Annotated in this window: 14 protein-coding genes and 2 tRNA genes; 11 read left to right on the top strand and 5 right to left on the bottom strand. The window is 74.1% G+C overall.

Translation table 11 applies throughout. The annotated features are described in order from the left end of the window. Positions 1-239: 239 nt before the first annotated feature. Positions 240-815: a hypothetical protein gene (locus tag GV155_RS15250; protein ID WP_160009312.1), complete on the bottom strand. Its 576-nt coding sequence runs from the start codon at positions 813-815 to the stop codon at positions 240-242. Beyond that, positions 808-1908: an ATP-dependent DNA ligase gene (locus GV155_RS15245; protein WP_201300188.1), complete on the bottom strand. Its 1101-nt coding sequence runs from the start codon at positions 1906-1908 to the stop codon at positions 808-810. The genes GV155_RS15250 and GV155_RS15245 overlap by 8 nt, the downstream gene beginning before the upstream one ends. Before the next feature lie 61 nt (positions 1909-1969). Between GV155_RS15245 and GV155_RS15240 the strand changes: the two genes are divergently transcribed. The 8 genes from GV155_RS15240 to GV155_RS15205 all read left to right on the top strand — a co-directional run bounded on the left by GV155_RS15240 (position 1970) and on the right by GV155_RS15205 (position 6767). After that, positions 1970-2051: transfer RNA gene (locus GV155_RS15240), tRNA-Gln, on the top strand. 72 nt (positions 2052-2123) lie between these two features. Next, positions 2124-2576: a hypothetical protein gene (locus GV155_RS15235; RefSeq protein ID WP_160009310.1), complete on the top strand. Its 453-nt coding sequence runs from the start codon at positions 2124-2126 to the stop codon at positions 2574-2576. Positions 2577-2678: 102 nt separating this feature from the next. Further along, a complete protein-coding gene (locus GV155_RS15230; protein WP_160009308.1) occupies positions 2679-3131 on the top strand; it encodes a hypothetical protein in 453 nt (150 codons plus the stop codon). 82 nt (positions 3132-3213) lie between these two features. Continuing rightward, on the top strand, positions 3214-3660 hold the full coding sequence (locus GV155_RS15225; RefSeq protein WP_160009306.1) for a DUF3592 domain-containing protein: 447 nt from the start codon (positions 3214-3216) through the stop codon (positions 3658-3660). After that, entirely contained in the window at positions 3653-4117 is a 465-nt protein-coding gene (locus GV155_RS15220; protein ID WP_160009304.1) for a hypothetical protein, read from the top strand. Before GV155_RS15225 ends, GV155_RS15220 begins: the two co-directional genes overlap by 8 nt. Before the next feature lie 52 nt (positions 4118-4169). Next, a tRNA-OTHER gene (locus GV155_RS15215) sits at positions 4170-4278 on the top strand. Further along, positions 4235-5743, top strand: a complete 1509-nt coding sequence (glmU, locus tag GV155_RS15210; RefSeq protein ID WP_328820806.1) for a bifunctional UDP-N-acetylglucosamine diphosphorylase/glucosamine-1-phosphate N-acetyltransferase GlmU — start codon at positions 4235-4237, stop codon at positions 5741-5743. Before GV155_RS15215 ends, glmU begins: the two co-directional genes overlap by 44 nt. Positions 5744-5786: 43 nt before the next feature. After that, complete coding sequence (locus GV155_RS15205) at positions 5787-6767, top strand: ribose-phosphate pyrophosphokinase (protein ID WP_442938847.1); 981 nt, start codon at positions 5787-5789, stop codon at positions 6765-6767. A gap of 24 nt (positions 6768-6791) precedes the next feature. Here the strand turns inward: GV155_RS15205 and GV155_RS15200 are convergent, their stop codons facing one another. Then, positions 6792-7382, bottom strand: a complete 591-nt coding sequence (locus GV155_RS15200; protein WP_160009298.1) for a hypothetical protein — start codon at positions 7380-7382, stop codon at positions 6792-6794. Further along, a complete protein-coding gene (locus GV155_RS15195; RefSeq protein WP_160009296.1) occupies positions 7379-8668 on the bottom strand; it encodes a hypothetical protein in 1290 nt (429 codons plus the stop codon). Before GV155_RS15195 ends, GV155_RS15200 begins: the two co-directional genes overlap by 4 nt. A gap of 269 nt (positions 8669-8937) precedes the next feature. Here GV155_RS15195 and GV155_RS15190 point away from each other — a divergent pair, with 269 nt between their 5' ends. After that, positions 8938-9636, top strand: a complete 699-nt coding sequence (locus tag GV155_RS15190) for a 50S ribosomal protein L25/general stress protein Ctc (protein WP_160009294.1) — start codon at positions 8938-8940, stop codon at positions 9634-9636. 107 nt (positions 9637-9743) lie between these two features. After that, on the top strand, positions 9744-10340 hold the full coding sequence (gene pth, locus GV155_RS15185) for an aminoacyl-tRNA hydrolase (RefSeq protein WP_160009292.1): 597 nt from the start codon (positions 9744-9746) through the stop codon (positions 10338-10340). Here the strand turns inward: pth and GV155_RS15180 are convergent. After that, complete coding sequence (locus tag GV155_RS15180; protein WP_160009290.1) at positions 10337-11056, bottom strand: response regulator transcription factor; 720 nt, start codon at positions 11054-11056, stop codon at positions 10337-10339. The genes pth and GV155_RS15180 overlap by 4 nt on opposite strands. A gap of 259 nt (positions 11057-11315) precedes the next feature. Between GV155_RS15180 and GV155_RS15175 the strand changes: the two genes are divergently transcribed. Beyond that, entirely contained in the window at positions 11316-12050 is a 735-nt protein-coding gene (locus GV155_RS15175; RefSeq protein ID WP_160009288.1) for a helix-turn-helix transcriptional regulator, read from the top strand. Positions 12051-12078: the final 28 nt, after the last annotated feature.

The raw sequence follows: 12078 nt of genomic DNA, 5'->3' as shown, positions 1-12078 counted from the left end.
AGGAGCCGGCCAGGTGTCCCGGCCGGCTCCTCCGTCTGCGTCTGCCTGACCGTTTCTCCCCCCGGAGACGGTCGGGTCCCCCCGGACCCTGGCAGCACGTGCAGTGGGGTCCTAGGACCCTCGACGAGAACGCTAGGGGAGCCGCGCGGGAGGCAGGGGAACAGCACGTCAACGGTCCGCCCAAAAGCGGGTAAGCCCCGGTAACAGGGGTGGAAGCGGTGGTGATGCCCCCGGGCGGTTCAGAAGCCGGTGACGCCCTCGGGGCCGCCGGTCTGCTCGTCGAACGTCTCGTGCTCGACCAGGTGCAGCACCGGGATGCCGAGGTGGCGCCGCGCCTGCGAGGCCCAGTCGACGTGGAAGAACTCGGCCACCAGGTGCGGCCGGGTCAGCACGATGGCCTCCTGGCCGCCGACCTCCTCGATCACCGCCGTGAGGGCGTCGACCGGCTCCTCGTCGACCGCGCGGCTGGTGCCGACGACCGCGCCGGCACCCTCGAGCGCCGCGGTGCTGGTGGCCAGGGTGCTCGCGGCCCGGTGGTGGGTCTGCTCGCGCACCGCGTCGACGTCGACGTCGGCCATCGGCGCCGCAGGCGGGCTGAGGACCTCCCCGGTCGACATGCTGCCCAGCGCGGCCTCGACCCGCAGCGCGGCGTCCTCGACCGGCAGGACGAGGTGGTAGCGCACCTGCTCCTCGATGCCCACGTGCAGCGAGCGCACCTGGCTGGCGTCGGCGGCGCTCAGCGCCTGCTCGACCAGCAGCACCACGTCGTAGTGCGCGCCCGTGCCGTCGGGCCGGTCCTGTCCCTGCTCAGTCATCACGACCTCCTGAGAGCACCGTACCCAGGTCGTAGGAGACCGGCTCCTCGAGCTGCTCGTAGCCGCACGAGGCGGCGTCCCGGTCGGGTCGCCAGCGCAGGAAGTGCGCGGTGTGGCGGAAACGGCGTCCCTCCATGTGGTCGTACTTGACCTCGAGCACCCGCTCGGGCCGCAGCGGGACGAAGGAGAGGTCCTTGCCGACGCTCCACCGGCTCTGGGTGCCCGGCATCCGGTCGGGGTTCGCGACCGCGTCGCCGGCCCACGCCGACCACGGGTGCTCCTCGATCGGGCAGACCAGCGGCTGCAGCTCGGTGACCAGCTCGGCGCGGCGGGCCTCGGTGAAGCTGGCGCTCACGCCGACGTGCTGGAGGGACCCGCCGGCGTGCAGGCCGAGCAGCAGGCTGCCCAGCAGCGGCCGCTCCGGCGTGCTGGTCTTGTGCTCGCGGTAGCCCGCGACGACCACGTCGGCGGTGCGGACGTGCTTGATCTTCAGCATCGTGCGCCCGTTCTCGACGTACGGAGCGTCGAGCGGCTTGGCGACCACGCCGTCGAGCCCGGCCCCCTCGAACTGCTCGAACCACCGTTGCGCCTCGGCCTGCTCGGTGGTGGTCCGGGTCAGGTAGCACGGGCCGTCGGTGCCCAGCCCGCCGAGTGCGTCGGCCAGGGCCGCCCGACGCTCGGCGAACGGACGGTCCACGAAGGAGGTGTCGCCCAGCGCGAGGAGGTCGAAGGCGACGAACCCGGCGGGGGTCTGCTCGCTCAGCATCCGCACCCGCGAGGCCGCGGGGTGGATGCGCTCCTGCAGGGTCTCGAACTGCAGCCGGCCGTCGGCGGCCACGAAGACCTCGCCGTCCAGCACGCACCGCTCGGGCAGCTGCTCGAGCACCGCCGCCACCACCTCGGGGAAGTAGCGGGTCAGCGGCTTGGTGTTGCGGCTGGCCAGCTCGACCTCGTCGCCGTCGCGGAAGACCAGGCAGCGGAACCCGTCCCACTTCGGCTCGAAGGACAGTCCGCCGTGCTTCGCGGGGTCGGGGACCCCGCTGACGGACTTCGCGAGCATCGGCCGCACCGGCGGCATCACGGGGAGGTCCACCCCGCCGACCCTAGGGCCCCGCGCCGACGCGGGGGCAGGTCCTAGAGTTGGGCGCGGTCGATCCCCGGTTGGTCTGCCGGTAGGGCCCGCCTGACTTTGAATCAGGACAAGCGACGCAGGTTCGACTCCTGCCCGGGGAGCCAGCCCCTGCTGGGGCGTCATCGGTCCTAGCCTGGGCGCGTGACCCCCGAGCCGACCGTCGCACCACCCGCAGGATGACCCGGGCCCGGTCGTTGCTGGCGGGCCTGCTCGTCGCGCTCGCCGCGGCGTGCAGCAGCACGGGTGGAGCCACACCGGACCCCACCGTGCCGGCGGGGTACGAGGCGGTGCCTGACGAGGAGCTGTTCTCCGTCCCGCGGAGCCTGCCCGGGGTGCGGGCCTCGGACCTGCGGTACGTCGACGAGCTCGGCCAGTCGAGGTCGTACCGGGGCAGGGTGACGATGCAGGAGGGGCTGCCCGAGGAGCGGGTCGACCGCACGTTCGACACCGTGCTCAGGGTGCTCCGGCACGGACGGTTCGGGGCGTCTTACGAGGTGGACGTGCAGTCCGGCTCCTACGTCGCCGGCGGTGTCACGTTCGATCTGACCCTGGCTGAGGACTACGAGGCCCGGTACGGCGAGCAGACCGGCCAGGAGGGCTGGCCCCTGCCGTCCCTCCGGACGGGTTGACGCCGGCTCGAACCCTTGCCCGGGGAGCCAGCCCCTGCTGGGGCGTCATCGGTCCTAGCCTGGGCGCGTGACCCCCGAGCCGACCGTCGCACCACCCGCAGGATGACCCGGGCCCGGTCGTTGCTGGCAGGCCTGCTCCTCGCGCTCGCCGCGGCGTGCAGCAGCACGGGTGGAGCCACACCGGAACCCACCGTGCCGGCGGGGTACGAGGCGGTGCCCGACGAGGAGCTGTTCGCAGCCGTGCGGGCCCTGCCGAAGGTGCGGTCGGCCGACCTGGACCACCTGGACCAGCTCGGGCAGAGCAACACGTACCGGGCGGAGGTGCGCCTGGCTCCCGACCTCCCTCGTCGGCAGGCCGTCGCCGTCTTCGACCAGGTCCTGGAGGTGCTGCGGCACGGGCGCTGGGAGGCGGGCGCCGTCGTCCAGGTCAGCTCCTCGGACGCGACGGTCAGTGGCGTCAGCGTCGGCCTGAGGCAGGCGGCGGACTACGAGGACCGGTACGGCGAGCAGACCGGCCAGGAGGGCTGGCCCCCGCCGTTCGTCCGGACGGGTTGACTCCGTCCCGGACCGACACAGGTTCGACTCGCGCCCGGGGAGCCAGCTCCTGCTGGGCCATCGTGCGTCCTAGCCTGGGCGCGTGACCCCCGAGCCGTGGTTCCTGCTGCTGGCCGCGGTCCTGTGGCTGGCGATCGTCGCCGGGTGGGTCTGGTGGGTCCGAGGACGGCTGCGGCGGCGACGCCGGCTCCGCAGCTGGCCGAGGGTGAGTGCGGAGGTGCGGAAGGCGTCGGCGAAGAACGAGAGCGTCACCGTCGGCGACCAGACCCAGCGGTACACGGTCTTCGAGGGACGCTACGAGTTCACCGATCCCGCGGGTCGCACCCAGCGCGGTGAGCACCGGTCGCGGACGGTCCTGAGGAAGGGCGACCTGGTCGAGGTGATGCACGACCCGGAGGATCCCTCGTCGCACGAGCCGGTCGCCGGAGCGACGGCTGTCTGGGTGGCGCTGGCGCTCCTCGTCCTCTACACCCTCGGGGTCGGCCTGTTCGCCGTCCTCACCACGGCGCTCGGGCTGGGTCTTGACTAGCCGGAGGACCCGGGCCCGGTCGTTGCTGGCGGGCCTGGCCCTCGCGCTCGCCGCGGCGTGCAGCAGCACGGGTGGAGCCACGCCGGACCCCACCGCGCCGGCGGGGTACGAGGCGGTGCCCGACGAGGAGCTGTTCGCAGCCGTGCGGGCGCTGCCGGAGGTGCGCTCGGCCGACCTGGACCATCTGGACCAGCTCGGGCAGAGCAACGACTACCGCGCAGAGGTCCGCCTCCAGCCCGGCCTGTCTCGACGGGAGCTGGTCCCGGTGTTCGACCGTGTGACCGAGATCCTCCGCCACGGGCGGTGGGGTGCGTCGACGACCGTCCTCGTCAGGTCGTCCGGCGAGACCGAGTCGGGCACGGCCCACGACCTCTTCACGACCGAGGACTTCGCACGGTTCTACGGCGAGCAGACCGGCCAGGAGGGCTGGCCCCCGCCGTTCGTCCGGACGGGCTGACCGCGGCCGCACCCGCCCCGCCGGGGCCGGCAGTCGCTAGGATCACCGCCAGTCCCCGGCTGGACCGACTGGTCCAGGACGGCACTCGCTGCTGGACCAGGCCCGACAGCACACCTCGTGGGCCAGGACGAGCGACGCAGGTTCGACTCCTGCCCGGGGAGCGTGACGAACGAGCTGACCGTGGTCCTCCTCGCTGCCGGGGGCGGGACGAGGATGAGGTCGAAGACCCCGAAGGTCCTGCACGCCGTCGCCGGCCGCTCCATGGTCGGCCACGTGCTGGCGGCGGTGGGGTCGCTGGACCCCGGACGCGTCGCGGTCGTCGTGGGCCACCAGCGCGAGCTGGTCGGTCTGCACGTGACCGAGCGGCGACCCGACGCGCTGCTGGCCGTGCAGGAGGAGCAGCTCGGCACCGGCCACGCGGTCCGGGTCGCGGTCGACGCGCTCGCCGCCGAGGGCCCGGTGACCGGGACGGTCGTGGTCGCGTACGGCGACACGCCCCTGCTCACCGGGGAGGCCCTGCGCGCCTTCGCCGACGAGCACGCCGCCTCCGACTGCGCGGTGAGCGTGCTCTCGGGGCGGGTGCCCGACCCGACGGGGTACGGCCGGGTGCTGCGCGACGCCGACGGCGAGGTCGAGGCGATCGTCGAGGAGAAGGACGCCACGCCCGCCCAGCGCGAGATCGCCGAGATCAACTCCGGGATCCTGGCCCTCGACGCCGACTTCCTCCTCGAGGCGCTGCCGCGGCTGCGCAACGACAACGCCAAGGGCGAGTACTACCTCACCGACCTGGTCGGCCTGGCCCGCGAGGCGGGCCTGCACACCGGCGCCCACCCGGTCGCCGACGTGCGCCAGACCGAGGGCGCCAACGACCGGGTGCAGCTGGCCGAGATCGGGCGCGAGCTCAACCGCCGCATCCTCGAGCGCTGGATGCGTGCCGGCGTGACGGTCGTCGACCCGGGGACGACCTGGGTCGACGCCGACGTGGTCCTCGCCCCCGACGTCACCCTGCTCCCTGGCACCCAGCTGCTCGGGACGACCGTCGTGGCCGAGGACGCCGTGGTCGGCCCCGACACCACCCTGCGTGACTGCGAGGTCGGCGCCGGGGCGAGCGTGGTGCGGACGCACGGGCTGCTCGCCGTGGTCGGCGCCGGCGCCTCCGTCGGCCCGTTCGCCTACCTGCGCCCCGGCACCGACCTCGGCGAGGACGGCAAGATCGGCACCTTCGTGGAGACCAAGAACGCTGTCCTGGGCCGCGGTGCGAAGGTCCCGCACCTGTCCTACGTCGGCGACGCGGAGGTGGGGGAGGGGACCAACATCGGGGCCGGCTCGATCACCGCCAACTACGACGGGCAGGCCAAGCACCGCACCGTCGTGGGCCGCCACGCGAGGACCGGGTCCCACAACGTGTTCGTCGCGCCCGTCACGGTCGGTGACGGTGCGTCGACCGGCGCCGGCACCGTCGTGCGCGAGGACGTGCCGGCCGGCGCGCTGGCCGTCTCCGCGGGTCCGCAGCGGGTGATCGAGGGCTGGGCGAAGCGGCGCCGACCGGGGACCGCCCAGGCCGAGGCCGCTGACCAGGCCTCGGGACCCGGAGGTGCGCCACCGGCGCCGGGTGCGTCAGACTGAACCACGGCCCACCGCACCCCCGGCGACCCTGGAGCGACGCACCGTGACCGGCATGAAGCGCACGACCGAGAAGAACCTGATGGTCTTCAGTGGGCGGGCGCACCCCGTCCTCGCCCAGGAGGTGGCCGACCTCCTCGGCACCGCGCTGGTGCCGCAGAGCGCCTACGAGTTCGCCAACGGCGAGCTCTACGTGCGCTTCGAGGAGTCCGTCCGCGGCTGCGACGCCTTCGTGCTGCAGAGCCACACCGCGCCGATCAACGAGTGGATCATGGAGCACCTGCTCATGGTCGACGCGCTCAAGCGCGCCTCCGCGAAGCGGATCACCGTGGTGATGCCGTTCTACGGCTACGCCCGCCAGGACAAGAAGCACCGCGGCCGCGAGCCGATCTCGGCCCGCCTGGTCGCCGACCTCTTCAAGACCGCCGGCGCCGACCGGCTGATCACCGTCGACCTGCACGCCGACCAGATCCAGGGCTTCTTCGACGGCCCCGTCGACCACCTGATGGCGCTGCCGATCCTGGCCGACTACGTCAAGCAGCAGTACGGCGGCCAGTCGCTATGCGTGGTCTCGCCCGACGCCGGCCGGATCAAGGTCGCCGAGCGCTGGTCGGCCCGCCTCGGCGGCGCCCCGCTGGCCTTCATCCACAAGACCCGTCGCACCGACCGGCCCAACGAGACCGTCGCCAACCGCGTCGTCGGCGAGGTCAAGGGCCGGATGTGCGTGCTGGTCGACGACATGATCGACACCGGCGGGACCATCGTGAAGGCCGCCGAGGCGATCATGGCCGAGGGTGCGGCCGGCGTGATCATCGCGGCCACGCACGCGATCCTCTCCGACCCCGCCGTGGAGCGGCTGAAGAGCTCCCCGGCCGTCGAGGTCGTGGTCACCAACACCCTGCCGCTGGGCGACGACGTCAGCTTCGACAAGCTGACGTGCCTCTCGATCGCCCCGCTGGTCGGGCGTGCGATCCGCGAGGTCTTCGAGGACGGCTCCGTGACGTCGATGTTCGACGGTCACGCCTGAGGGACCCACCGTGGCCCTGGTCCGTCACAGGCCGGTGATCCCGGTCGCCAGCTGACGCATCGCGGCGCCGACCCTGTCGGACAGGACGAGGTCCTGGACGTAGGCCGACAGGGTCACGACGTACCCGTGCTGCGGGCGGGGCCAGAGGACCAGGGACTGCTCGTGCACCTCGCGGCCACCCCGCACCACCTCCACCGTGCGGATCCGGGTCAGGGTGGCCGGCCCGGACGCCGTCCCGAGGGCGACCAGGGGCGGCTCGTCGTAGAGCTCGGCGCCCGCGGTCATGCCGGCGACGACCTGCATCGGGTCCCCCGACTCCTCGACCAGACCGCGCAGCGTCGCGACCGCCACCGGGCTGAGGGTGGCGGGGTCGTCCAGCAGCACCCAGGCGGCCAGGTTGACGATCCCGGTGGCCTCTCCCTCGCCCGTCTGTGCCTGGAGGCTGCGGACCATGCCGACGAGGCCCTCGGCGGTCGCTGCGGTCACCTCGTCGCCGGCGGGGTACTCCGCCAGGATCGCGGCGTGGACCTGCTCGGGGGTGCGGGTGAGGTCGAGCGGGAACCAGCCCTCGAGGCCGACGGCGGAGATGTCGCCCGGGGTCGGTGGGGTGGTCATGAGCTCCTCCTGGACGGGGTGGGCGGCGCGGTGACGGGGCGGGCCCACCGGTTGGTGCGCCGGCGGACGCCGAGCACCAGGGACAGCAGCACGAGGGCGGCGACGAGCACGAGCCCGGACCCGACCAGCGCCACGACGGCGAGCGGCTCCCCGGTGACGGGGGGCAGCGTGCCGAGCACGCCGACGAGGCCGACCACGACGGACAACGCCACCACGAAGGCGACGAGCGTGGACAGGACGGCCGTGCCGTTGCCGCGCTCGCCGGGCGGCATCAGGAACCGGGGGTCGTCGTCGATCACACCCGGGTCGGCCGTCGGCTCGGCGACCAGCCCGCTGCTCACCACCGGGTCGCGACCCACGCCGATCCCGGCGCGGCGACAGGCGTCGGCGAGGCGCTCGGGACGGGTGGGGTCGGGGCACCAGAACGCCGGGTCGATCGCGAGCAGGGCGCGACGGCGGGCGTCGAGGAACGTGGCGCTGGAGCCGTCGTGGACGAGACGGTCGACGCCGCCGAGGTCGGCGCCGGCCAGGCGCGTCTGCCGGCCACGGTGGTGGAGCACCACGGCACGGGGGCCGACGAGCAGACGGGTGTGCGGGAAGAGGTCGTCGTAGGGCGGAGCCGGTGACAGCAGGGTGGCCCCGGGTCCCCCCTCGTCGGTGTCCGGTCCCTCCTCGTCCAGCTCCAGGAAGCGCCGCCGGCGTCGCCACCACGCGAGAGCCGGCCACGCGGTCACGGCCAGACCCGTGGCTGCTGCCAGCACGCCGAGGACGGGGCCCTCGCCGAGCAGGGGGAGGGTGAGGAAGGTCAGCACGGCACCGAGCAGGAGGACCGCGTACGACCACCGCGAGCCCGTGCGGCGCAGCCGACCACGCACCTGCACCTCCCGGCCCGCCTGCCCCAGGACCTCGCGGTCGGTCCTGTCGGCCTGCTCGACGGCCAGGTCGAGGGCTGCCGCCAGGGCGTCGGCACCCGAGACGCTGCGCTGCAGCGACCGGTCCCCGGAGAGGAGCACCGCCGGCGCGGTGAAGTGGTCGAGGTGGACCACGGCGACGGCCCGGTCGCCCGAGCGGAGCAGCAGGCGGCTGGACCGGTCGGGGTCGAGGCCGGGCCGGTCCGGGGCGTCGTGCGCGACCCGGGTCACCGCACCCGGTCGGGCCAGCACCTGCTCGCGGCCGTCCTGGCGCAGCACCACCGCGGCGTCCTCCACCGACAGCGAGGTCGAGCGGCCCCGGGCGATCGAGAGGCCCGCCCCGGTGGCGGGCAGGAGCACCGGGGAACGTTCCACGGCGGCAGCGTAGGTCGACGCCGGACCGGCGTCCTCGGATTGGTGCGCCCGCGCCGCACGGTCTAGGATCACCGGGTTGCCTCGGCGAGGGAGCGCGGGGATCCCCGCCGCTCCGTGATCGACAGGGCCGGCGGGCGCGAGAGCGCCGCCCACGCCGCGCTGCCGATCACCGGGCACGCGGCGTCTTCTGCCTCCGGGCGCGACGACCGCGCCCGTCGCCGGCGACCACCAACCACCGCACCCGCACAGACGAGCACACAGGAGCAACGATGGCCGCCGAGAAGATCAAGGCAGAGACCCGGACCGAGTTCGGCAAGGGCGCGGCACGCCGCATCCGCCGCGCCGACAAGGTGCCCGCGGTGGTCTACGGCCACGGCGCCGACACCCGCCACCTGACCCTGCCGGGCCACGACACCTGGCTGGCGCTCAAGGCCGGCGGCGCCAACGCGCTGCTCGAGCTCGAGATCGACGGCGAGACCCAGCTGGCGCTGACCAAGCAGATCCAGGTCGACCCGATCCGTCGCACCCTCGAGCACATCGACTTCGTCGCGGTCCGCCGTGGCGAGCGCGTCACCGTCGACATCGAGGTCCACGTGACCGGCGAGGCCGGCCCGGACACGCTGGTCGTCACCGAGAACACCACCCTGACCGTCGAGGCCGAGGCCACCCACATCCCCGAGACCCTCGAGGTCAGCGTCGAGGGCCTGCCCGCCGGCACGCAGATCACCGCGGCCGAGCTCACCCTGCCCGAGGGCTCGGTGCTGGTCACCGACCCCGAGACGCTGGTCGTCAACGTCACCGAGCAGATCTCCGCCGAGGCGCTGGAGGCCGAGCTCGAGGACGCCGAGGCCGAGGCCGGCATCGAGCGCGAGGAGTCCGACGAGGAGCAGGCCGAGGCCGCCTCCGACGACGCCGAGGGCGACTCCGCCGACTCCGCCGACGACGCCCAGGGCGGCGACAAGGAGTGAAGGCCACCCGGCTCAGGTGGTTCCTGGGCCGACTGGTCTCCCCGGTGCGGGGGGCGGGCGCCACGGCGCCCGCCCCCCGCACCCGGAACGAGCGCGAGGAGGACCCCGTGGTCGACGACGCCGGAGCATGGCTGGTCGTCGGTCTCGGCAACCCCGGACCCGGGTACGCCGGGCACCGCCACAACGTCGGCTACCTCGTCACCGACGAGCTGGCCCGCCGCCTGGGGTCCCGCTGGCGGTCGCACAAGTCCGGTCGGGCCGACGTGGTCGAGGGGCGCCTCGGTGCCCCGGGCTCGCCGGGTCCGCGGATCGTCCTCGCGCGGCCCCGCTCGTACATGAACGAGCTCGGCGGGCCGGTCAAGGCCCTCGCCGGGTTCTACAAGACCGACCTCGACCACGTCGTGGCGATCCACGACGAGCTCGACATCGACTTCGGCACGCTGCGGGTCAAGCGCGGCGGCGGCGACAACGGCCACAACGGGCTGCGCTCGATGCGGTCCTCCCTCGGCGGCGGTGACTTCTACCGCGTGCGCGCCGGGATCGGCCGCCCGCCCGGACGCCAGGACGTCGCCGACTTCGTGCTCTCCGACTACGCCAAGCGTGAGCGCGACGAGCTGGCGCTGCAGGTGGACACCGCGGCCGACGCCGTGGAGTGCCTGCTCACCGACGGTCTCGAGCGCACCCAGCAGCGCTTCAACTCCTAGGTCGCGTCGCCGACCCGGTCCGCGGGGTCGCCGGGCGGGCGCCAGCCCACCCGGTGGGCCAGTCCGACCGCCGCCAGCTGTGAGCCGACCTCGAGCTTGGCCAGCACGGCCTTGACCTGGGTGCGCACCGTGCCCTCGGAGACGACCTTGCGCTCGGCGATCTCGCGGACCGAGCGTCCGGCCATCAGGTCGGCCAGCACCTCGCGCTCCCGGTTCGACAGCAGCCCGAGGCGCGTCATCGCGACCTCGTTCTCCTGGCGGTCGCGCCGCCACGCGGAGATGAAGGACTCGCGCTCCTCCGCGGTCAGCACCGGCAGGCCGGTGCGCAGCCGGCGGACGACCGCGAGGATCTCGTTGAGCCGACGGTCCTTGCTGACGATCGCGCGTGCGCCGCGCTGGATGCACCCGCCCAGGCGGGCGGCGTCGAGCGTGCTGGAGACGATGACCACGTTCGCGCCGGCCTCCGCCAGGGGCCGGATCAGGGCGTCGGAGTCGCCGAAGTCACCGAGGTGGAGGTCGAGCAGCACCACGTCGGGACGGTGCTTGAGCACGCTCTGCACCGCGGCGCGGACGCTGGTGCCGGCCTGGGGGGGCTCGGGGCGGATGGCGGTGTACTGCTCGACGCCCAGTGCCAGCTCGAGGGACTCCGCGAACAGGGCGTGGTCGTCGAGCACGACGACGCGGTAGTCCGAGCGTGCGGTGCTGGAGGCGCTCACCGAGGGGTCCCCACACGACGTTCTGCCCACACGCGCCGTCTCCCCCCTCGTCTCCGGCCGGACGGACGACCCGAGCGGTGGCTCAAGTTAACCAGGGTCGGGGCCCGGTGCCCGCGGATCCCTGGACACGGCGCCGGATCACGGACGTCTGCATCCCGAAAACTAGGGAAAATGGCCCTTGACCGCGGGGACGTGCCGATGGTGGCGGCACAGTCGTACTGCACAGCGTCGTGACCACCGGACCTCTCGGGTCGGGGCGATGCCGATCCGTCTGGTGGGGAGCGACATGGGGCACAGCTGGAGGTACGGGCCGGTCCTGGTGGACGGCGAGCCGACCCTCGTCGTCGACGCCACGGCAGCCGCCCTGCAGGGGCACGGCGTGGACGCCCGCGCGGGGCAGGAGGACGACGCGCCCGCCGCGCGGTCGCTGCTCCTGCTGGTCCCGGTGGGCGCCGAGGCGTTGTGCCGCGCGCTGGACGTGGTCGGCCGGCACCGGCTGCCCTGGGGCGCGATCGTGGACGGCCGCGCCGACGCGCGGGGGGCGGCGACGGTGGACGCCCTCGGCGAGGCGGGTGCCTCCTGGGTGCTCGACGCCGACGCGGGCCTCCCCACGGTCCTGGACGCCCTGGCTGCCCTGACCGCCTCCGCCGCCCCCGCCGACCCCGCTCGCACCGGCGCCCCGGTCCTCCGGCGTGCGGTGACGACGTCGCCCGCCCGGAGGCTCGCCTCGCTCACGACCGAGGAGCGGGCGGTGCTGGAGGCCATGGCCGGGGGGCGGTCGCTCGGCGAGACCGCCCACGCCATCGGCTCGACCGTGGCCACCGTGCGTGCGCACCGCCGGGCGGTCCGCGTGAAGCTCGGCGTCCGCTCGCAGCTGGCCGCGGTGGCGCTGCTGATCCGGCAGCAGGCCGAGGACGGCCCCTACCGCGGGCGCGCCACGTCGGGCCCGGCAGCGTCGGTACGCCCCGGGGCGCCGGTCCCGCACCTGGCCTGACGGCCGCGGCCCCGGCTGCGACTACCCT

The sequence above is a fragment of the Nocardioides sp. AX2bis genome (genome assembly GCF_902506435.1).
Classification (GTDB): domain Bacteria; phylum Actinomycetota; class Actinomycetes; order Propionibacteriales; family Nocardioidaceae; genus Nocardioides.
This window is presented reverse-complemented; position numbering and strand designations above follow the sequence as displayed.

Excerpts from the sequence above, each read along its gene's own strand:
- GV155_RS15250 (WP_160009312.1), bottom strand. The coding sequence starts at position 815 with ATGACTGAGCAGGGACAGGACCGGCCCGACGGCACGGGCGCGCACTAC.
- GV155_RS15235 (WP_160009310.1), top strand. The coding sequence starts at position 2,124 with ATGACCCGGGCCCGGTCGTTGCTGGCGGGCCTGCTCGTCGCGCTCGCC.
- GV155_RS15230 (WP_160009308.1), top strand. The coding sequence starts at position 2,679 with ATGACCCGGGCCCGGTCGTTGCTGGCAGGCCTGCTCCTCGCGCTCGCC.
- GV155_RS15200 (WP_160009298.1), bottom strand. The coding sequence starts at position 7,382 with ATGACCACCCCACCGACCCCGGGCGACATCTCCGCCGTCGGCCTCGAG.
- GV155_RS15190 (WP_160009294.1), top strand. The coding sequence starts at position 8,938 with ATGGCCGCCGAGAAGATCAAGGCAGAGACCCGGACCGAGTTCGGCAAG.
- GV155_RS15175 (WP_160009288.1), top strand. The coding sequence starts at position 11,316 with ATGCCGATCCGTCTGGTGGGGAGCGACATGGGGCACAGCTGGAGGTAC.